The sequence below is a fragment of the Romboutsia lituseburensis genome (genome assembly GCF_024723825.1).
GTDB classification, from domain to species: domain Bacteria; phylum Bacillota; class Clostridia; order Peptostreptococcales; family Peptostreptococcaceae; genus Romboutsia_F; species Romboutsia_F lituseburensis_A.
In genome coordinates this window covers 93789-116707 of sequence record NZ_JANQBQ010000001.1, presented here as the reverse complement: position 1 = coordinate 116707, position 22919 = coordinate 93789, and the positions used below count along the sequence as shown (strand labels likewise).

The window sequence follows — 22919 nt, the reverse complement described above, 5'->3', positions numbered from 1 at the left end:
TTAAGAAAAAGTTATACTTGTGAAATTTTTTAGATTATTTAATTACACATGCCATGTTTAGAGATAATATGCTTACAATCATAAAAATAGCTATAACAAAATTATACTTATATTTATAATTAAAAAAGATATTCAAGTATGAATATCTAACCAAGAAAAATCACATATATATATTTTTTTATTTTTTCTATACATAGTGATATATTTCCCCAGAAAGATCTATTCGTGGCATAGGCAGGTCTCCTGGCTTACGATTCATCCTTATTAGCACCTTCCCGCTTTTTTAGCAGTGGCATTTTGCTAACTCATCATCGATTACAGTTACTGGGGCAGCTTTGGCATTTAACCAAATTCCCTATTAAGTAATAATACACCTTTGCCATATATATTTTGTTTTAGTGTATAAGCATATTGAACAATAATTTTAATTTAAATAAATTTGTTCCTCTAATTCCAATTATACATATTATTTTTTTTCATTTGTGTCATAAGGGTGTCATAATAAGTACAAATTCTTATTTTTTTACATAATATAACAATCTACATTTTATTTAAATCATAATTATTGTTTGTTATTTTATTTATTTAATATAGAAAAACTAAAAAAAGTTGATTAATACGTGTTAATCAACTCTTTTTCCCCATAATGACATTAATAATTACTAGCTTATTTCAAACTTATAACCTACACCATATATCGACCTAATTTTCCAATTTACTTCATCTTGTGGTATTTTTTTTCTAAGTCTTTTTATCTGAGTATCAACAACTCGAGTATCTCCAAGGTACCCATACCCCCAAACTTCTGATAATATCTCATCTCTATTTAAAATAATTCCAGGATTAGATGCAAGCATATAAAGAATTTTAATTTCTTTAGGTGTAAATTTTACCAATTTACCTCTTATATAAACTTCATAAGTATCGATACTTATTTCAAGGTCTCTATACTTTATTCTATTATTCATCCTAGAGAAGCTATTACTTCTTCTTAACACTGTTTTTATTCTTGTTACAACCTCTCTTGGTGAAAAAGGCTTTGTTATATAATCATCTGCTCCTAATTCTAGGCCAATTATTTTATCTATAGTTTCTGATTTTGCTGTTAGCATAATAATAGGTACCTCACTATATTTTCGAACTTCCCTACAAACATCTGTCCCAAACATTTTCGGCATTGTTACATCCATCAATATTAAATCTGGCTGAATTGTTTTTGCTTTATCAAGTGCATCTAATCCATCATATGAAGATATATAATCCATCCTTTCTAATTTTAAATACTCTCCTATAGTGTCATGTACTGATGTTTCATCATCACATATAAGTATCAAACTATTTGACAATTAACCTCACTCCCTCTAAAAATTCTCCATTATCTAAATATATTTTTAATAGTTTATAATAAAATTATCTATATATTTTATTATATAAAGTCTTTTTGTTATTTTAGTGTCATTATTATGTCATAATTAGTACAATTTAAACAATAAAAAACTATCTCTAAGTATTATTTCATATTACTTAGAGATAGTTTTTTATTAATTATTTCTTTAATTTAAGCTAAAACTTTTGAAATCTCCTTATTGTTAGTGATGAATTTAACTAGTATTGGTATAAATATTAACTGTATTATCATACCTGGTATTGCTTTAGTCAAACTACCAAACACAAACATTATAGGACTAACTTGTGGTGCTATAGTCATAGATACTATATAAGCTCCAACTAAAGCAAATATTCTACCACCTATCATTGCCCCTACTAATGAAATATATATTTGATTTGTTTTTTTAAATAAAAATCCTGTTATTAAACCATATGCACAAAGTTCAAAAGCCATAATTGGCATAACTGGAACTATTGGCGGCATACCTGTCATAACTCCACTCAGTATTGGAGTTAAAATACCTACAATAGCACCACAAATTGGTCCCAATAAAAATCCAGCTACTAGTACTGGGATATGCATTGGTAAAAATATTGGTCCTGCTAAGTTAACTGTATGAAATATCATTGGAAATACTATTCCAAATGCTATAAATAAACCTGATAAAACTATTTTCTTATTTCTCATGATTATTATCCCCCTATTATTTTTTATTTACAACCAGATAATATATTTCGTCATCCTCATAAGCATCTAATACATTTAGATTAACTTGTTCAAATAAAACTTTCTGCTCTTTTATTGATATAAGCCTGTCTTCACTAACTATTTTATCTTTTTCTTTGTGCATATTATTTAAAAATTCTCTACTATTTGAATGCGCTATTATAAGCTTTCCTTCTTCATTTAAATTATTTTCAACCAATGTTTTAATTGTATTTGTTTTATTTTGTAAATGAGGAAACATTGAGTAAAGAACTATCTTATCGTATTTTTCTTCTAATGTGGAATTTTCTATATCTAAAACTTCAAACGATACATTTTCAGTATCCTTAAACTTTTGACTAGCTATATCTAACATACCACTTGAAATATCTACCCCTTTTATAATACCATTTGTATTTAAATTCTTTAAAAATGGTATTAAAACACCAGTCCCAGTTCCAACATCTAGTATATTATCGTTATCTTTAATATCTAATTTAGATAAAAGAGTGTTAATTTTTTCTTCATTTACTTCTATAATGTTATCCCACTCTTTGGCTATACTATCAAAAAATTCTCTTTGTTCCATACTATCCCCCTAAAAATATATTTTTACATAAAAAAGCCATAAAGATTATTACTCTTTTAAGAGTATCAAACCTTCATGGCTTTATTACAATTTTATAGTATCATTGTATATGATTCTTTTTCAATCTTTTTCGTTAGACATTTTCTCTCAATATTCTTAGATATTACATTTTTTAAAATATTATTTACTATAATTTTATTAAATAGTCTATTCTAATATTTAAAATTCTTCGCTATCAAATAGCATTTTACTATCAAAGAATTTTCCATCTTGCTCTTCTTTTAAATTGAACTTTCCTATAAGCTCCTTTAACATCTCAGCTTGGCTTGATAACTCTTCACTAGCTGCAGCACTTTCTTCTGCTGTTGCTGAATTTGTTTGAACAACAACTGAGATTTGTTCAACACCTATATTTACTTGATTTATATGTTGAGCTTGTTCATTACTTGCATCTGCTATTTCTTGTATAACTTCAGCAGATTTTTGTGCCCCAGAAACAACTTCTTCAAGAGATTTTGCAGTTTCAGAAACAATTCCACTTCCATTTTCGATTGCTAAAAGTGACTTTTCAATTAACTCTGCTGTATCCTTTGCACTTTGAGCAGACTTTGCCGCTAAGTTTCTTACTTCATCTGCTACAACAGCAAATCCTTTACCAGCTTCACCAGCACGAGCTGCTTCTACTGCTGCATTTAATGCTAATATGTTTGTTTGGAATGCTATATCATCTATATTCTTTATTATATTACCTATTTGATTAGATGTATTGCTTATTTCATTCATAGCTGCAATCATCTCTTGCATTTGCTTTTTACCTTTTTCTGTAGCTGCACTTGATTGTATAGAAATTTGTTTTGCTCTTTCTGCATTTTGTGCAGTTTGCTTTATTTGCATTGAAACTTCATTTATTGTTGCTGAAAGTTCTTGAACTGAACTAGCTTGTTCTGTCGCTCCTTGAGATAATAATTGTGCCCCTTCTGCTACTTGATCAGAACCTACTGAAACTTGTTCTCCTGCTATATTTATTTGAGATAAAGTATCATTTAGGCCTTCTACAATTTTATTTACTGCTAATAGTATAGGAGCAAAATCATTTCTAAATAGCTCATTTAAATGTTCATTATCTACTTCAACATCTAAGTTTCCATTGCTAACTTCTGTTAATATGTACGTAAGTTCATTTATCATGCTTCTTAAATCTTCTACAATATTAGTAGTGGCATCTGCTACTAAACCAATTTCATTATTAGCATCTAGCTCAATAGTATCTGAGTTTAGATCACCTTCTGCTAATGATTTTAATCTTTCACTACATGATTTTAATGGATTTCCTATTTTATTAGAGAATATTATAGCTACCGCAAATGCGATTATTGTAAATACAACTGTCGTTATTGCAGTTATTATCATTGAGCGATATGTTGAACTCATAAAATCTTTTGCATTCGCCATTACACCTATACCCCATCCGTTGCTATTGCTTACAGGTGCATATCCTAATACCCAACTTTGTCCATTAAACTTAGCTGTTGTATATCCTGTTTGTCCTGATATAAGCTTTTTGTCAGCTTCTGCAAAAGGCACTTGACTTTCATCTGTCTGAGCCTCTTTTATAGAGTTTGCTACCCCTATACGACTTTCATCTTTATGACCAATTACAGTACCTTCACTATCTATAAGGTATGCATAACTATTTTCACTTACTTGTATACCTTTTACTATATCATTTAAAAGTTCCTTAGGTGGGTCAAATGATACAACTCCAACTATTTCACTTCCTTGTATTCCATCTTTCCAAATAGGTGCCGAAACTACTAGAGTTAAATCTCCTGTTACTTTACTTATAACTGGACTACTTAAGTATTCTTTACCACTCATAGAAATTTTAAAATAATCTCTCTCTGAATAGTCCTTTCCACTAAAGATATCTTTCCCATTTGCATCTATAATTTGACCTAATGCTAATCCATATAATTTCTCTTGATTTGTTATAATTTTTTGTTTTTCTTCAATACTTACATTAGGATCTGATATTTTTTGCATAATACCTGTTTGAATCGCTGCATTTTGAACATTTTTTATTTTAGCTGCTGCATTTTCAGAGACTTGTTTAGTAGTCTCTACAACTGTTTTTGATAAAATTTCTTCAGAGCTTTTATAAGTTAAAAAGCTTGTTATTGACCCTAAAAATACACAACTAATAACTGCAAAACATACTATTATTAAAGTAAGTTGAGTCTTTATACTTTTATCTTTATGATTATCCTTACTTTTTAGTTTGAATTGAAATTTCATTCGTACTTTCTCCTTTATATTCTTTTACATTTTCTTTTATTTGTCATTTTATTAACAGTTTTTCCCACAAATAAGCTTAGTTACCTTTAAATATATTTGTATAAATAAACCTCCCCTTCACTAATTATTTTAATAGTTAGACACCATGCATTTTGCAAAAAAATAAAAGAGCATAAACCTAAGCCCGCTTACACTCTTTTTATAAGTTTACACTCTTTTTTTAAAAGATAATTTATGCAACTGGCTAACTTAAAAAAGTCCCTATAGCTTTGCGTCACCAGATCACTCCGGCTTTGCCTATTCAATTTTTATAATAGAATACTCAGCATATATTAACATAGAAATTAAATTTTGTAAATATTTATAAAAATATGTAATATTATGAAGTTATTTTTGATTTTAGTATAAAATATTCAGTATTTATAATATTTTTATAAAATAGTTATATATTTTTTATTATAAATTCCATTTATCATCCATGTATATCATTTTCTTAGTCATTCCACCATCAATAATAAGATTTGTTCCATTTATAAAATCGTTATCTTTACTTGTCAAAAACAAGCAAGCATTAACAATATCTTTTGGTGTACCCACTCTTCCAGATGGATGCTGTTTTTTATCTAAATCTGATAATTCATAATCATCCACTTTAATCCATCCAGGACTAATTGCATTAACTGTTACAGGTGTTTCTGATAAAGATACAGCCATTGTATTAGTTAATGACACTAGTCCTCCTTTTGATGCACCGTAAGCTTCCCATCCAGCTTCATTTTGATTAAATCTCGTTGATGCTATATTTATTATTCTTCCATAGTCCTCACCTTTGTTTGCTTTTATAAATTCTTTTGAACATATAAAGCTACCTCTAAGGTTTACTGCTATAACTTCATCAAATTCACTTAATTCTATATCAAATATAGATTTATTAAACTTACTTATAGCTCCATTGTTTATTAGTACATGTACTGATCCATATTTTTTTACAACATCTTTAAATACATTTTTTATTTGATCTTCACTTTTTAAGTCAGCTTTATAAAAATCTATATTGTTCTCGTGAAATTTTGTATCTACTATATCTATTGCTATTACAAATGCATTTAACTTTGCATATTCTTTTGCTATAGCATTTCCTAATCCATTTGCAGCTCCTGTTACAAATACTATTTTACCTTTGTACATAGTTTTAGATTCTCCTTAACTTTTTATATTTAGCTCTTTTATATTTGAATATATAAGTATTATAGCCTACAAATCGACTAAAATATATTTATCATTTAGTAATTTGTAGGCTATATATTTTTTTATTAAATATTTTAATTAAAGTTTTAATGTATCGTATTAATCAGCTTGCTTAGTTTTTGCTATAACAATTTCTCTTATACAAATATCTTGTGGTTGGTTGTATGCAAATTCTATACAACTAGCTATTCTTTCCGGCTCTAATCCTGCTTCTATGCTCTTTTTCCACTCATTATAATCAGATTTTATATTTTCATCCGTAGTATGAGATAGTAGAGGTGTTTCAACTACACCTGGTGATATAGTTATCATTCTTACATTACTTTGAGATACTTCTTTTCTTATATTTTCAGTTATAGCATGAACTGCAAACTTAGTTCCACAATATACTGCATGATTATCAAAAGTTTTTCTTCCTGCTATTGAACTTATATTTATTATCGTTCCTTCATTTCTTTGAACCATATTTTTTAAAACTATATTAGTTCCTGTTAATATACCTTTTATGTTAAGATCTATCATATCATTCCATTCATAAAAATTTTGTTCTTCTGGATGACCTAATAACATCATACCAGCACAATTAATTAAACAGTCTACTTTTCCAAATTTTTGTTCAGCTTCTTTTATAGCTTCTCTTACCATTTCTAAATTAGTAACATCAACTGATTTACATAATGAGTTTGGTAAATTTAATTCTTCCATTTTTTCTAACCTTCTTGCCAACAGTAGTACTGGATGACCATTATTTGAAAACTTCTTTGCTATGTCTCTTCCTATCCCTGAACTTGCTCCTGTCACAACTATTAATTTTTTCATAATTATATCTCTCCTTAATTTCTTATTAATTATGTTATAATTATATATAAATTAATATTTTAATTTAAGTACGCACATTATAGTTACATAGGGAAATGAAGGTAACCTTTGTGTAATTTCAATGACGTTATTTTTGGAGGTCTTAAAAAATTCATGAAAAAATGTAGCCTAACTTGCGAGATGGAGATAACTTTAAATGCTATAGGAGGTAAATGGAAACCTCTTATACTTTATTATTTAATAGAAAATGGTACTAAAAGATTTGGTGAAATAAAATCTTTTATAAATCATACCTCTCATAAAACTTTAACTAATCAACTTAGAGAGTTAGAAGATGATAATTTAGTCTCTAGAACAGTTTATCCAACAGTACCTCCTAAGGTTGAGTATAGTATAACTGAGAAAGGGATGAGCTTATACCCTATACTTGAAGCAATGTGTGAATGGGGAGAAAAAAATTTCGATGATAGATATGAACTAATTAATCCACAATGTAAATAATGTTTAAAATAAAAAGTGTCTTATATTTTTAATATAAGACACTTTTTTATAGTAGTATTTATTTTTACAATATTAACAATATAATTTAGAACATATTAAAAAAATGTATTTTTTATATGAATGCTTTTTTATATAAGTCTAAAGTATCATCCTGTATACTTATATATTTGCTTAACTCTTCTAAAGATGTTGTTATAAATTCATATACTAAATATCTCGGATTGATTATATCTACTAAATCTTTTATTTTTTTATTAGTAAAAGGTTTATGCTCATCTATCTTTGCTACATGAAAATAAACCTCTTCATTAAATACATCTATTTTCTTATCTATATTACTAAATTTAGATATTTGTTCCTTTACATATTTTGAAGAAATTGATTTGCTTAAATGAATCCCTTTTATATATTTTTTTAAATCTCCTAAGCTATTTACTGTATTAATTAAAAATTCTATCCCTTCTTCTTCTGTATGTATGTTTAAATTTGTATTTAATAAATGTCCTGTGTCTAGCATAAACCCTTTATTTTCGTATTCTATGCTTTCTATAAAATATTTTACTAAATCATAATCTAACATTCTAAGGCCTGGCCACCATAAGTTTTCAAAGAGTATAGTTATATTAGTTTCTAAATCTTTAAATATCTCATTTACAAGCTCTATAGTTGAATCTATTACATTTTTATCTGTGTATGTAAAATCATAACTATAACAGTGCTTTAATTTAACATGAGATACATGAAAAACTACATATTCTGAATTTAAACTTTCTGCTATTTTTATCTCTTCTTTATAATGATTTATTATATCTTTTTTACTATTGCCTCCATAAAAATTTATTACATCTTCTACACTATTAAAGTCCTCTAATAATCCATCTTTATTTCCATTCCAAAAATCTAACCACATTGGATAATGCTTTAAATGCACCCCTTTTATAATCTCCTTTGAAATTAGATCTTCTCTATATCCTAATGGTGCTAACAACTCTATTGCATCTACTTTATGATTTCTTAAAAACTTATTTATATTTTCACTACTATTTTCATATCTATCCATATCAAATTTATATGTAGATAAATTAATTATTTTTAACATTTCCCCTCTCCCAACTATAGAAATCTCTCTATTTTTATTACTAAATTTTACCTATAGATTAATTCAACTTTTGTTAAAAATCAACTATTTTATATTTTTTGACTTAATATTGTCATAATCTAAAAATAGGCTGTAAGATAAATTTATCCTATAGCCTATTCTTTAGTATAGTTTTTTATTCAACTTAACTGGTAGTAATATAGTAAAAGTACTTCCTTTATTTTCTTCACTACTTACATAAATATCACCATTATGAAGCTTTATTATATGCTTTGTAATAGTAAGACCTAGGCCACTTCCACCTTTTTGATGAGAATTTCCATCTACTACTTGGCTAAATCTATTAAATATATGATCTTGTTTATCTTTTGGTATTCCTATACCATCATCACATACATTGATTTGAACAAAATCATCTAAATCTTTTATAGTTACTTCTATTTTGCCACCTCTAGGTGTAAACTTCTTTGCATTGCTTATTAAGTTAACTATACATCTTTCTATTTCATATTTATCACACGCTATTATCTTTTCTTCCATCTCAGGATCTATAATTAAATTTAATCCATCAGATTCTATATAATCTTTTAACGATAAGCATGTTTCTTCTACTAAATAAACTATATCATTGTCTTTAATATCTATGTTATAACTTCCATCTTCTATCTTAGATGTATCTATTATATTATTAATTAAATTGAGAAGTCTATTGGTATTACTTTGCATAACATTAGTATGGTAATTTATTTTTTCTTTATCAATACCCTCATCTCTTTTATTTAATTCTAATATAAGTTGCTGAGTTGTAGATATTACATTTAAAGGTGTTCTCAACTCATGTGATAAATTTACAAAATAGTTAGTCTTATTTTGCTCAAGTTTTATAAGTTTGTCAAAAAGATTTTTATTTTTAATCATCTCTTCTTGTAGCTGTATAGTTTTTTTATCTACTAATCTATCCAGTCTTTTAACTTTAGTTGAATTTAAATATAGTATAATTGATATTATTAGTATATAAATGCAAAATGCCATTGAGCTTAAAAGTATATGAGGCTTTATAATAAATGTAACCTTACTTTCATTACTTTCAATACCATGATGATTTATTGCTTTTATAACAAATGTATATTTACCTGGATCAAGATCTTTATAAATTATTTCATTGTTATTAGTAACATTCCAATCACGATCATGACCTTCTATTTTATAATAGTATCTATTATTTTTTGTGTCTTTATAGTCTGGTAAAAAATACTTTATTTTTATTGAATTTCCTGTATAGTCAAATTTCATATTATTTATATCTTTATATGAAGCATCATTTACTATGAATTCATCAAATTTAACGTTTGGTATACTCGTCCTGTCTTGATGTATTTGAGATGGTTTAAATATATTAAATCCATTTATACCTCCAAAGAACAATTCACCTTTATTATTTTTAAAACAAGCGCCTCCATTAAATTCATTGCTTTGAAATCCATCTGCTACATTATAATTGGTAAATATGTCAGTTTTTATGTCTAATTTTGATATACCATAATTAGTACTCATCCAAATATTATTTTTATCATCTAATAAAATTCCATATACCGTATTGCTACTTAATCCATCTTTTTCTTTATATGTTGTAAATTTTTCTGATTTTAAATTTAATTTATTCAGTCCATAACTTGTTCCTATCCATATATTCCCGTTAGTATCATCTATTATGTATCTTATTGAGTTTGAACTTATACTGTTTTTATTTTTTAGATCTTTTTTATAATTCTTAACGACATTATGTTTAGTATCTACTTTTATTAATCCACCATCTTTAAATGTTCCTATCCAATAGTTACCTTGTGAATCTTCATATATAGAACTTATATATTTATCGTTTATTTTATAATTATCAAATATATAATCCATATCTTTCATTTCATCATTTTCAGTATTTAATATACTTAAACTGTTTTCGGTTCCTATCCATAAATATCCTTTACTATCTAAACATAGACTTTTAACTTTATTATTTTTAATTCCTTCTTTATTACCATAAATTTTTATTTCTTTTGTTTCTTTATTTATCCTATTTAATCCGTCATTTGTTGCAACCCATATATAGTTTTTACCTCCCGTTATATAATTTATAGAGTTATTACTAAGTCCGCTGTCTTTAGTTATATACTGTACTGTATCTTTTTTTCTATCTATAATATTTATACCGTCAGACCTAGTTCCTATCCATAGATTTTCATTATCATCCTCATATATTCCATGTATAATACTACTGTTTAAAGAATATTTTTCCGAAGGTCTTTTTTTATAGTGTTCTATATTATTTCTTGGATCAAATAAACTTATACCTTCATATGTTCCAACCCACACAAGACCTGTATTATCTTGCATTAAAGAAAATACATCATTATTTAACAAACTGTATCTATTCCCTACATCATTGCTATATCTTAAAAATGATTCACTATCTTCATTATATTTAGCAAGGCCTCTATCTGTAGCTACCCATACATTATCTTGGCTATCTTTTAAAATACTTCTAACAAAATTTCCTGGAAGTGAAGTATTATCTTCATCTATATTTTTATATACTGTAACTTCATTTGTGTTTATATTAATTTTATTTAATCCTGAACTAAATGTTCCTACCCAAACATATCCATTTTTATCACTATAAACTTTATAAATAGTGTCTTCACTTATTGAGTCTTTATCTTTGCTATAAAAGTATTCAACACTTTTGCTTTTTATATCGATTTTGTTTAATCCATTATATGTTCCTACCCATATATTTTCTTTTTCATCTTGATCTAAACTATATATATCTTGACTAGTCAAATTATACCTAAGGATTCTTTTAAAGTTATCATTTTCCTCATCATATAAATTTAACCCATCACCTGTTGCTACTAAAACTTTATTATCTTTGGTGATTAATATATCGCATATATTATAGTGAGATAAATTACCACTTTCCTTTGTATCAAAATAGTTAGTTATTTTATTATTTTTTGTATCAATTTTACTTAACCCGCTTACTGTAGCTACCCATATATTTTTTTTATTGTCTTCTTTAATTGATAGTATGTAATTGCTAGCTATATTAGTTGATGGATCATCACCTTGTTTATATCTTTTAAAGTCATATCCATCGTATCTATCAAGCCCATCATTAGTACCTATCCATATATATCCGTTGCTATCCTGATATAAAGCCTCAACTGTTGATTGAGATAATCCATCATCTATAGTTATATCTTTAAATTGAATATTTGAACTATGAGCATATACGTAAGAAGTATTTATATATAAAATCATAACTAACAATATAGGCATTAATTTGTTTTTGATATTTAAATTATCACCTAATCTCTTTTTCAAATTAAGTCCTCCATTATTTAATTTTTGGTACAATATTATCTAATTATATTATATTTGCTTTTATACTTTTGGTAAAGCTTTACATAACTTTTTCTACATTTTTCTACATTTTTCTACATTTTTTTATATCCATATATTTTAAAATTAAACAAATAATTTTTTTATAAAGATTTTATTATTTTGTAATTAAATTACGATTACTTAAACATTCTATATTTTTGCATTAATCAAGATAATCTATACTGTATAGATTTTTCTTAACTTACTTTATTTTCAAACATGTTTACATTCTTTGCAGAAAAAATATATAATAATAAAATATTTTTCCCTATTTTTTTACAAATTTCTACATAAAATATGTGTTATTATAAAATTCAGATATATTTATGTCAAATAGTTCCATATATAATTTTCATCAATCACTAAATGGAGGAAAATATGAAGAAAAAACAAGAAAAATTTAGAGGTAAGTTTATATCAAACTTAATTTTAATTTTGCTATTTGTAGAGATAGTTACATATACAGCTGTATACATAAGCTTGAAATTTAACCATGGAAATATGGTTGAATCTGTGAAATTTTCTTTAGCACCACCAATTATATGTTTAATAGTATTTCTATTATTAAATTCTGCATCATCTGAAAATAATAAATCTAAATCTTTATTATTTTTAAGTATTATAGCATCATGGGTGCCATGTTTATTAATTTATTATTTTAAAGACTTTGCAGTATTAGAAATAACTTTAAATAAATCTGCAACAATAAATGTTTTACCGCTATTTTCTTTAATTATAGGTTTATTAGCAACAATAAAGTACATATCAAGTTTAACTACAATTTATATAAATGAAAAAGAAATGAGAAAACAAATGGAATTAGAATATATGAGACTAAGAAGAGAGAGCCACAAAAGAGAGTTAGAGCAAAAACGTCGTAATGCTCAAAAAAGACGTTATACTTATTTTAAATAAAATTATAACTATAAACAAATACCCTTTATTTTATTTAGTTTTAATAAAATTAAGGGTATTTGTTTATACTTCCTATTTAATTATATGCTACTTCTTCTTGGTTTTCATTATATATTAGCTCTTTAAAAACATACTTACTTGTACAAGCAGTTAAAAGCCCTCCATATTGTACTAAAAATTCAATAGTATCTCCAACTGAATAATTTTTCTCACTATTAGTTACATTAAGTATCATATGATCTGAGCTTGCACCTAATATTTCTATATTTTTATCTATCGGTGTTATTCCTTCTATATTTATATCTTGTTTTCCTATCCCTACTATTGCTCTTTTTAATATTCCTTTATCTTCATATACAGGTACATTGCCAAATGCATCCATACCAATTTCTCCTATAGGTAAAGATGGCTTTTCTTTTAATTCAACTATTTCGCAAACTAATTTAAAAGCATCTTGGTATGTTCCTTTTATTATATTTCCATAAGCAGTTTCACGTCCAAGTGCTATAGCCTCACCTAATCTTAGATTAGTTATTCCATCTGGCATATTCCATTTTTGAAGTAAATCTATTGAACTAGAGTTACCTCCTGAAACAAATTCTAAAGGCATATTATAATCCCTTTCTATTTGTTTAGATAACCTAGCTAACCTTCCTAAATTTTCAGTTGATGGCATTATAGCCCCATAACAAGTTAAATTTGTTCCTATACCAAATAGTTTTATATTTTCTAATCTCAAAACTTCATCAACTACTTTAAAAAATTCATTTTCTTCAAAATATCCTTCTCTCAAGTCTCCTAAATCAAACATTAAAACTACTTTATGAATTTTTGATTTTGATTTAGCTTCTTCGTTTAATTTATATATAGTTTTTAATTCTGAGTTAAAACTTATATCAACATATTCAATTACATCTTTTATTTCACTAATCATAGGTATTCTAAGTAATATTTTAGGCAAATTTATATCTTTCAAGTTTTTTAAATTTTCTACTCTAGAATCTGCTAAATAATCTACATTTTCTTGACTTATTTCTTTTACTACTTCTGGTATTGCACAATATACTTTTGTAACCATAGCCATATCTAAATTATGAGTTTTGCATATATCACTTAATATAGATACGTTATGTTTTAATTTAGGAATATTTATTTCTAACCTAGGGTACATTCATGTTCCTCCTCTAGATTTAAACTTTTTAACATAAGTTTTAGAGATGCGTCTTCATATTTTTTAGATAAAACGCCTAGAGATGCCATTATATAATCATTATCAACTAGAATTGTTGCTTTTTCTTTTGGGAATAACAAATCTTTATTTTTGTTATATTCACAAATATATTTCATTATTTCTACTCTTTTTGGAAGTCTTGTTAAAGCTCCACCAGTTCCAACTATATACTTTACTTCAGTTAAGTCTTTTCCCTCTGCTATTTTACTTTTTCCACTTGCTCCGTATACATTTCTAATAATTCCTGCATGTCTTTTTGTAGCACGAAGCACAGCTTCTCTTGTTAGTCTCTCAACAAATTCTTTTTGCTGAGGTGTTTTTGGTATTGGCAAATAATTATCCATTATTTCATCTATATTGATGTTTTTTAGCTCCTCTTGTAACTTATCTTTACCTATAAGATTTACTATATTTTTCATATTAACATAGACACCTAAATCACCTTCAACACTTCTTTTTGCTACTGGCTCTGGATTTACTAATATTCTATTTATACCCTCACTACCTTCTGTTACAGAATGTAAATCTGTTGTTGCACCACCTACATCTATAACTATCAAGTCACCTATATGCTTTTTAAGAAGTTTTGCACTTTCCATTACTGCTCCTGGAGTTGGTGTTATATTTTCATTTACTAAATCTTTTATATGTTCCATTCCCGGTGCATTTGTTATATGCTCTTCAAATACATTTTGTATTACTTCTCTTGTTGGTTCTATATTTAAATAATCAATTTTTGGATATACATTATCAACTATATAAAGTTTGTAATTTGTATCTTCAAAAATTAACTTTATTTCTTCTTGATTTTCAATATTTCCTGCATATATAACTGGTACTCCTAGATGAAGCCCTGCTATAAGCTCTGCATTGTAAATTGCCGTATCTCTTTCTCCGTAATCTACTCCACCTGCTATTAATATTATATTAGGCTTAATTTCTTTTATTTCTTTTATATCAGTTCTTCTTAATTTCCCAGCACTTACTTTGTGTATAACTGCTCCTGCACCTAAAGCCGCCTCTTTAGCTGCTTTCGCTGTCATATCATACACAAGTCCGTGAACTGTCATCTTAAGACCTCCAGCTGCACTAGATGTTGCAAACATATCATCATATTCAATACTGTCTACACCTAAATTTTCAGCTAAATCTTTTATTGCTCCGTTAAGACCATTTCTTACATCTCCGCCTTCAAATACAGTTGTTGGTGCTTGTCCTTGACCTATAAACTTAGGACAATCTGTATGGATGCCGAGAAAGGCATTTACAACTGTTGTTGTAGAGCCTATCTCCGCAACTAATACATCTATTTTCATGTTTTATTTCTGAGCTTCTCTTTCTCTTCTTTTTTCAACTAAGAACGTTGCAACATTAACGCCTCTGTCGTTTCTTCCAAATCCTCCGTCCATTCCATTTTCAACTGCTATTTCAGGCGTAACTTGTGTTCCTCCAGCGGCTAATATCACATTATCTCTCATTCCTTTTTCTATGCAGTACTCATGCATTTTCTTCATGTTTTTATAGTGTATATCATCATGACTTATTATAGTTGAAGCTAATATTGCATCTGCGTTTAACTCTATTGCAGCATTTACTAATTTTTCAACTGGCACTGAAGTTCCTAAGTAATGGCATTCTATACCATATTTTTCTATACCACCATGTTTTATATCTATTACTTCTCTAAGTCCAACAGAGTGTTCATCTTCTCCTACTGTTGCACAAACAATTTTTAATGGTTTTCTTTCTATATCTGCTCTTATTTCATCATCTGTCATGATCTTTGGCTCTTCAGGTATTACTAAATCATCTATGTCTACAACAAAAGGAACTTTACCTTTTATCTCTATTCTAGTACCTTCAGCTGAGTGCATTACTTCTCTGTTTATAACTTCAGGATCTTCTAAGTTCATTTTCTTAGCAAATTCTAGTGCTGCAAATTCTGCAGTTCTCTTATCTGTTGGCAACATCATAGTAAGCATTACTGTACCATCAGCACACCATTCCATTTCTGGTTTTATCTTAGTAGAAGTTCTAAATTCTTCTACTTCTTTTAAACGTACATTTACGTTATCCATATCATCTAATTCATCTATATATATTATTTTTGAAGGATCTTCAAATGTACATCCATCTATTAATTTTGCAGGGTCTAGCGCACAGTTTCCATCATATTGTGCTACGTTATTGTATCCATAGTGGGCAGTTACTGGAGCTAAATAATCTTCATCTCTTTCATAAACAGTACCTACTCCTACTCCGTCTTTTATTTTTCTAGCTATACCGTCCCCATTTCTTTCTGGGTAATTTCCTGAATCAACGAAGAATCCTTGTTCAACAGCTTCAAAGTATCCACCAGCTTCTATTATTTCTTCCATATATAATACAGCTCTTTCTTTTAATTCACGAGCAGTATCTCTTAATTGTCCAGTTTCTTTAAGTTCTATCATATCCATAAGTCCATCCATACCAACTAGTGCTTGTTTTGCAGTATCACAAGCTTCTATGTTATACATATGCCAAGGAACATTTCTTCCTTCATCTGGAGTTATAGTAGATTGTATATCAGCTCTTGTTAAAACTGATGTTAGTAAGTTAAGAACATGAGTTACTGTAGCTTCTCTAGTTGATGAATCCATATATTTAGTGTTCATTTGAGCTCTCATTTTATAATCACTAAACAATTCTCTAAGTGCTACTGCATATGGTAAGTCTAATGTTAAACAAGGTGCTGGTGGTGCTGTTGGAGGAACTGTTGATAGACATATATTTTCTTTTTTAATCCCTACTTTTTCAGAGAATATTGAGTTTAGAGCATGCTGAACCATAAGTTCTGGCATAACCTTCCAAGCTTCTCTAGCAGTTGCATTTGCATTATGAGCCCCATCTATTTGAGCCATATCTGAAAATGCCATTATAGTTTTTGCTTCACAAGCATCAACAAATGATCTTATCATATTTATATTTCTATATAATACGTTGTATTGAGGATCTTGATGTGCTCCATTTACTCCTTCTTCTGCAAACATTACAGCAACTTCAGGTCCTGCAACTCCACTTACATAAGAATGGTAATTTATTGGTCTTCCTACTTCTTCTTCTATAAAATCTAAAGCTTTTCTTTGTGCTCTGACTTGTTTTCTAGTTATAGGTACTCCTCCTATACCTTGTGGCGTACCTTCTATAAGTCCATCAAAGTGAGATTGACCAGCTGTTCTTATAACCATTATATGATCCGCTCCGTGATAAGCTGCCATTCTCATTCTTCTTATATCATCTTCAAATCTTCCTGAAGCTATTTCTGTTGTAATTACTGCTTTTGGCTGAGGGTCTATATTATTAAAATATTTTGCTGATGGAAGTGCTACGCTATCTTTTAAAGGAGCTGAACAATCTTGGTATTTAAAAGGTCCCATTTCTAAATCTTTTTCATTTTCTCTCCAAGTCCAACCTCTTCTTTTTGGTACGTAGTTTTCTAGATCTTTTAATATATATTCTATATCTAATTTTTTATTTTCTTTTAGCATGATACACCCTCCTTAGCAAATAAATTAACTACTTCATCCCAGCATTTTCCATTCACTAACATAAGTCCTGCTTCTCTTATACTTATCTGTTTTTCTCTTGCTAATTTATATACAACATGGCCTGCACCTTTACTTATAAGATTGTTTTCAAGTACACCATTTACTATTTCCTTAGCTTCAAGCGAAGAGAATCCCATTCTTAAAAGAACAGATCTTTCTATTGATGGACTTGTATTTTTCTTCCCAAGCTCTAGCATTGGAGTAACTATTTCTTCTGCTAACTGCCAAAATCTATTCTTTAATTCTTCATCACTCAAATTAGCTAAGTGAGTTCTTCGTTCTTGAAAATCATCTAATCTTTTTTTCATGATAATCCCCCTAATTATTTTTTAGTTTTATTTATACTAATAAATATCTAACAAGACTTTACAGACAATAACTCTTTTTCTACTTCTTTTACAAATTCTTCACTACATTTACAATCTTTAGCTAAGAAGCTTATATCTTCATCACTTAATGAAGATACATTATTGTTTTCTATAGCATTTTTTATATATGATTTTCTTATCTTATCAATATTTATATCTTTTGATTTTATTAAACTTGGATGTGATGGCAATATTAAATTCTCTCCACATATTTCATCTTGTGGATTTCCAAACTTAATTTCTATGCCATTTTCACGAGCAAATGTAAGTTGTGGATTTATATGCTTTCCAGCACCTGTATACTCAGTTTCTTGAACTATTATTATTTGATCTTCATCTAACTCTTGAGCCAAACTAAATGCAGCAGTAAGTGAAGTGTTTCCTGCAGGTCCTCTTTCCAATCCTTCTAATTGAGCAAGAAGCTCTGTCATATAAAATACTTCGCCTTGATTAACTGTTACATATCTATCCATATATCGAAGCGGTCTTGCTGCTGATCTTGGTACATCAGATCTATCAGGCCAAGTGCAAAATGGTATTCCAAATCCTGTATGACCTGTTGTAAATGATTTTTTATTGAATTGATTGTCACTTGCCATGTGAAGTCCTTTTAAATTGACACTTGCACCAACTACTTTAGTGTCAGTTGCACCTGCTTTTATTAAACCTCTTGCAGTTCCTGTTAAATTTCCTCCACCTGCATTTGTACAAACTACTATATCTGGATCTTTACCTAATCGTTCTCTACACTGCATAGCTATTTCATATCCTAATGTTTCAACTCCAGCTATTCCAAATGGAGAATATAATGATGCATTAAAATAACCTGTCTCTTCTAACATAAGTAAGAACGTATAAAATAACTCTGGTCCTACTGTTAATTGAACAACTTCTGCACCATAAGCTTCACATTTTCTTGCTTTTTCTATAATTTCAGGTTGGCCTATACCTCTGCTATCATAACATTCTTGAACTATTATACACTTTAATCCTTGCATAGCAGCTTGTGATGCAACTGCTGCACCATAATTTCCACTAGTTGCTGCTATTACACCTTTATATCCCATTTTTTTAGCATGATAAACTGCAGTTGCAGCTCTTCTTGCTTTAAAACTTCCTGAAGCATTCGCTGCTTCATCTTTTATAAATATTCTAGCTCCTTTGCCTTTTAGAGCTACTTTTCTAGCTAACTTAGTTATATTTTTAAGTTCTATTATAGGAGTATTACCTACTGCATAATTTGATTGAATTTTTTCAATTTCGTCTAATGAATATCCAGTTTCTCTCATCATCTTTTCATAATCAAAAGAAACTCCTTCATTTTCAAATATAGAGTAGTCTATTCCTATAGCATTTTTCATTATTTCATTTTTTCTACTCATTACACCACTATAGCTTTTATCTTTAATCATTTGATTCACCTCCAAATAGTATATCTCTTGCTTGAATTCCTATTTGAAGTAGTTCTGGTATACACTTTCCATAGTCATGTGTATAATAAGGGTTTACTTTTAATAAATTTCCTACTGCACATCTTCCTGTTATAGTATTTACTTTTACTAAATCCCCTATATTGGCATCATTATCTATAAATCCCTTAACCCACATTTCTAAAGGATGAGCTTTTGTATCCTCTGGAACTTGTGGAGCTCTTTGACTAGGATTAAGTACAATATTGTGAATTATAACCCAATCACCACGTTTAGCATCCATATCAACAATCTCCCTTTTATTTCGTGCTAGCTAAGTTTTTGTCATAACAGCTAACTAGCACGAATATTTAATTTATATTTTTCTATATTTAAAAGCAAATATTTTATGCTTCTACACTTTCTTTTAATTGTACTAACTCACGTACATCTCCCATTATAGCTCTTGGAACTGGTATATCTAACATTGTTTTAAGACCTGGTATTGCATTTATTACATGTGGTATAGAATTTACACACATAGCTATTGTTCCTATACCACCTGGTATTTCTGGAGTTATTTGTAAATCTATATTTGGAGTTCCTTTTATACTTACATAATCTCCTGTAGATAAACCTTCTAAGTGAGGTAATATTTGTTGTGGATGCTCCATTTCTACTTTCATTTGACCATCTACATATCCATATCCGCATTGTCTACATCCAGCTACATTTCCTGCTTGAACTTCTGCATATTCACTTTTTCTATATACATTACTCATTATTGGTTCTCTAGTTTGATCTATTTTTTCTAAATTCCATCCTATTCCATCAGTTATCATTCTTATAGATTCAGGGAATCCTACATGACCTGCTATTGATCCATCTTCTACCCCTTTTTCAAATACTTCTTTAGTAACACCTACCCCTTGTTCTACCATAACAGCAGTTCCAAATGGAGATAAATCATTTACTCTAGCAGCCTTTATGTAATCTACTTCTTCACAAGTTCCAGTTAGTGCAAGTATTAATAAATCAAGTACAAATCCAGGATTTATTCCTGTTCCTAAAACTGATACTCCATTTTCCTTAGCTATTTTATCTAACTCTTTAGCTAATTCTAGTTCTTGAGCTTGTGGATATGCCATTTCTTCAGCAGTTGATATAACATTTATTTTTCTTTCTAAAACATGTTTTATTTTATCAAATGCTCCTTTTGTAAAAGAATCTGTTGCAAGTAATACTACGTCTGCACATTCTTCTGTGAATACTACATTTGCATCAGAATTTATTATAACGTCTGGTCTCTCTCCTCTTTCACAACCTAAAACTTCATACATACTTTTGTTTACTCTTTCAGGATGCATATCACATACTCCTACTATATCTATCCCTTTTTTCTTAAGAAGCATTTTTGCCATTCCACTACCCATTGCTCCAAATCCCCAAATTCCAACTTTAACATTTCTCATTTTTTAATTCCCCCTTATTATTTTTTCTGTCTTTTATTTAAGCAATTACCATGCCATTTTTTACTTATTTTTGATTTTTTTATTTTTTCAAAATTTAAAATAGTTTCAAAGCGTGTGAAATAAATACTATTTTAAAAATTATAAAAAATAATATTTTTAGAAAATTTCCAATTATTAAAAAATGCTTGTCCTTTTGTTATTTTTTAATAAAAAAAGAGCATTAAATTTTGCATATACTGCAAATTTTTTTGCTCTTTTACTCTTTAATTTAATTCTTATATTGTATTTTATAAAAATTATGCACTAAATATTAAAATATACCATTTCAATACTTTAGCAAAAATAATTACTTATTTTTTTTTATATTATATTTTTTCATTTTATATTGTAAATTTTGTCTGCATAACCCTAATATAGCAGCTGCCTTAGTTACATTATCATTAGTTTTATCTAATGCTTCATTTATGTATCGTTCTTCTATATCAGCTACTACCCAATCAAGAGGTTTAGCATCAACATCAACTACATATACATTTTCAGCAATATTATTTTTATATTCATTTATATTTACCATCTCATTGGTTAAAATATTTTCATCATCCATCATACTCATACTTGAATATATTGTATTCTCTAACTCTCTGACATTACCTTGCCAGTAATGATTTCTGAGCACTTTTATTCCTGTGTCTGAAATATACTTAATATTTTTATCCAACTTTTTATTATATTTTTCAATAAATTTATTTGCTAAAAGTATTATGTCATTTCCTCTTGCTCTTAAAGGAGGTATCTCTATATAAATGACATTTAATCTATAATATAAATCTTTTCTTATTTTTCCTTCATTTAAAATATCCATAGGATTTTCATTTGTTGTTGCTATAACTCTTACGTCTACAGGAATATCTTTAGTCCCTCCAACTCTTCTTACATAACCTTCTTGTAAAACTCTAAGTAATTTTGCTTGAAGTTGAAGAGGCATAGAGTTTATTTCATCTAATAATATAGTACCTTTATTTGCTTGTTCAAACAAACCAGGCCTATCTACAGCGCCTGTAAATCCTCCCTTTACAGTTCCAAATAATATACCTTCTAACAAACTTTCAGGAAGTGCAGCGCAATTTTGTGCTATAAATGGTTGTTCTTTCCTTTTACTATCATAATGTATAGACTGGCTTATTAATTCTTTACCCGTTCCCGTTTCTCCATAAATCAAAACAGTTGCATCACTTTTAGATGCCTTTTTAGAAATTGTTAATGATTTCTTTATAGCATCACTTTCACCTATTATATCATCAAAGTTATATCCTAATTTTTCATGGTTTACTATTTTATTATCTTTAACTTCTTTCATTTTTAAAATTTGTTCAGATAGTGTTTGAATTTGTGTCATATCCTTTGATATCTCCAATACACCTAAAAGATTATCTTTTACAATTATAGGTACTGTAGTATTTATAGTTGTAATTTCTTTTCCATCTTTATTTAAATATTTCTGTACATTATCTTTTATAGATTTTTTATTTTTTAATACTTTCAATAATGTGCTGTTTTTTATCTCCATACTTTGCAATACATCTATAAATGGTTTATTTAATACATCATGTTTATCCATTTGTTCTAGTTTAGCCATGGCATCATTGTAAATAATAGTTTTTCCATCTTTATTTATAAAGTGTATTCCCTCATCAATGCTTTCTATTATTTTTTCAATTACGTCACTATATATTTCTTCTTTCATAAGTTACGCCCCCTACATTCCCCTATTTAAAAGATCTTAATTATTTATGTATTATTTTTATTTTTTGGATCTATTGAAAAAAAGCATCATTAATATAATAATTATA

At 28.1% G+C, this 22919-nt stretch carries 18 protein-coding genes and 2 riboswitches; of the genes, 2 read left to right on the top strand and 16 right to left on the bottom strand.

Annotated features, from left to right (window positions below; genetic code table 11):
* Positions 1–215: 215 nt before the first annotated feature.
* Positions 216–393: riboswitch (cobalamin riboswitch) on the bottom strand.
* Between the two features lie 269 nt (positions 394–662).
* The 6 genes from NWE74_RS00580 to NWE74_RS00555 all read right to left on the bottom strand — a co-directional run bounded on the left by NWE74_RS00580 (position 663) and on the right by NWE74_RS00555 (position 7046).
* Positions 663–1346 (bottom strand): response regulator transcription factor, encoded by a 684-nt coding sequence (locus NWE74_RS00580; RefSeq protein WP_258241315.1) that lies wholly within the window; start codon positions 1344–1346, stop codon positions 663–665.
* A 212-nt stretch (positions 1347–1558) separates the two neighbouring features.
* Entirely contained in the window at positions 1559–2077 is a 519-nt protein-coding gene (locus tag NWE74_RS00575; protein ID WP_258241314.1) for an ECF transporter S component, read from the bottom strand.
* Between the two features lie 16 nt (positions 2078–2093).
* Complete coding sequence (locus tag NWE74_RS00570) at positions 2094–2684, bottom strand: class I SAM-dependent methyltransferase (RefSeq protein ID WP_258241313.1); 591 nt, start codon at positions 2682–2684, stop codon at positions 2094–2096.
* A 219-nt stretch (positions 2685–2903) separates the two neighbouring features.
* A complete protein-coding gene (locus NWE74_RS00565) occupies positions 2904–4979 on the bottom strand; it encodes a methyl-accepting chemotaxis protein (RefSeq protein WP_258241312.1) in 2076 nt (691 codons plus the stop codon).
* Between the two features lie 232 nt (positions 4980–5211).
* A riboswitch (cyclic di-GMP riboswitch) is annotated at positions 5212–5287 on the bottom strand.
* Between the two features lie 148 nt (positions 5288–5435).
* Positions 5436–6167: an SDR family NAD(P)-dependent oxidoreductase gene (locus tag NWE74_RS00560; RefSeq protein ID WP_258241311.1), complete on the bottom strand. Its 732-nt coding sequence runs from the start codon at positions 6165–6167 to the stop codon at positions 5436–5438.
* Positions 6168–6326: 159 nt separating this feature from the next.
* Positions 6327–7046 carry an SDR family oxidoreductase gene (locus NWE74_RS00555; RefSeq protein WP_258241310.1) on the bottom strand — a complete coding sequence of 240 codons (720 nt, stop codon included), beginning with the start codon at positions 7044–7046 and terminating at the stop codon, positions 6327–6329.
* Positions 7047–7199: 153 nt separating this feature from the next.
* On the opposite strand from NWE74_RS00555, the gene NWE74_RS00550 reads away from it, so the two are divergent.
* Complete coding sequence (locus NWE74_RS00550; RefSeq protein ID WP_258241309.1) at positions 7200–7547, top strand: winged helix-turn-helix transcriptional regulator; 348 nt, start codon at positions 7200–7202, stop codon at positions 7545–7547.
* A gap of 112 nt (positions 7548–7659) precedes the next feature.
* Here the strand turns inward: NWE74_RS00550 and NWE74_RS00545 are convergent, their stop codons facing one another.
* Positions 7660–8646 carry a sugar phosphate isomerase/epimerase gene (locus NWE74_RS00545; RefSeq protein WP_258241308.1) on the bottom strand — a complete coding sequence of 329 codons (987 nt, stop codon included), beginning with the start codon at positions 8644–8646 and terminating at the stop codon, positions 7660–7662.
* 162 nt (positions 8647–8808) lie between these two features.
* On the bottom strand, positions 8809–12027 hold the full coding sequence (locus NWE74_RS00540) for a ligand-binding sensor domain-containing protein (RefSeq protein ID WP_258241307.1): 3219 nt from the start codon (positions 12025–12027) through the stop codon (positions 8809–8811).
* Positions 12028–12465: 438 nt separating this feature from the next.
* Between NWE74_RS00540 and NWE74_RS00535 the strand changes: the two genes are divergently transcribed.
* Positions 12466–13002 carry a hypothetical protein gene (locus tag NWE74_RS00535; RefSeq protein ID WP_258241306.1) on the top strand — a complete coding sequence of 179 codons (537 nt, stop codon included), beginning with the start codon at positions 12466–12468 and terminating at the stop codon, positions 13000–13002.
* Positions 13003–13078: 76 nt separating this feature from the next.
* Here the strand turns inward: NWE74_RS00535 and orr are convergent, their stop codons facing one another.
* The 8 genes from orr to NWE74_RS00495 form a co-directional block, all read right to left on the bottom strand.
* Entirely contained in the window at positions 13079–14173 is a 1095-nt protein-coding gene (gene orr, locus NWE74_RS00530) for an ornithine racemase Orr (protein WP_258241305.1), read from the bottom strand.
* A complete protein-coding gene (locus tag NWE74_RS00525) occupies positions 14158–15549 on the bottom strand; it encodes a GlmL-related ornithine degradation protein (RefSeq protein ID WP_258241304.1) in 1392 nt (463 codons plus the stop codon). The genes orr and NWE74_RS00525 overlap by 16 nt, the downstream gene beginning before the upstream one ends.
* A 3-nt stretch (positions 15550–15552) precedes the next feature.
* Positions 15553–17760, bottom strand: a complete 2208-nt coding sequence (gene oraE / locus NWE74_RS00520; RefSeq protein WP_258241303.1) for a D-ornithine 4,5-aminomutase subunit OraE — start codon at positions 17758–17760, stop codon at positions 15553–15555.
* Complete coding sequence (locus tag NWE74_RS00515; protein WP_258241302.1) at positions 17754–18128, bottom strand: ornithine aminomutase subunit alpha; 375 nt, start codon at positions 18126–18128, stop codon at positions 17754–17756. Before NWE74_RS00515 ends, oraE begins: the two co-directional genes overlap by 7 nt.
* Before the next feature lie 47 nt (positions 18129–18175).
* Entirely contained in the window at positions 18176–19600 is a 1425-nt protein-coding gene (gene ortB / locus NWE74_RS00510; RefSeq protein WP_258241301.1) for a 2-amino-4-oxopentanoate thiolase subunit OrtB, read from the bottom strand.
* Positions 19593–19901, bottom strand: coding sequence for a 2-amino-4-oxopentanoate thiolase subunit OrtA (ortA, locus tag NWE74_RS00505; protein ID WP_258241300.1), 309 nt, complete (start codon positions 19899–19901; stop codon positions 19593–19595). The genes ortB and ortA overlap by 8 nt, the downstream gene beginning before the upstream one ends.
* 103 nt (positions 19902–20004) lie before the next feature.
* Complete coding sequence (gene ord, locus NWE74_RS00500) at positions 20005–21069, bottom strand: 2,4-diaminopentanoate dehydrogenase (RefSeq protein ID WP_258241299.1); 1065 nt, start codon at positions 21067–21069, stop codon at positions 20005–20007.
* A gap of 346 nt (positions 21070–21415) precedes the next feature.
* Positions 21416–22813 (bottom strand): sigma-54 interaction domain-containing protein, encoded by a 1398-nt coding sequence (locus tag NWE74_RS00495; RefSeq protein WP_258241298.1) that lies wholly within the window; start codon positions 22811–22813, stop codon positions 21416–21418.
* Between the last annotated feature and the right edge of the window lie 106 nt (positions 22814–22919).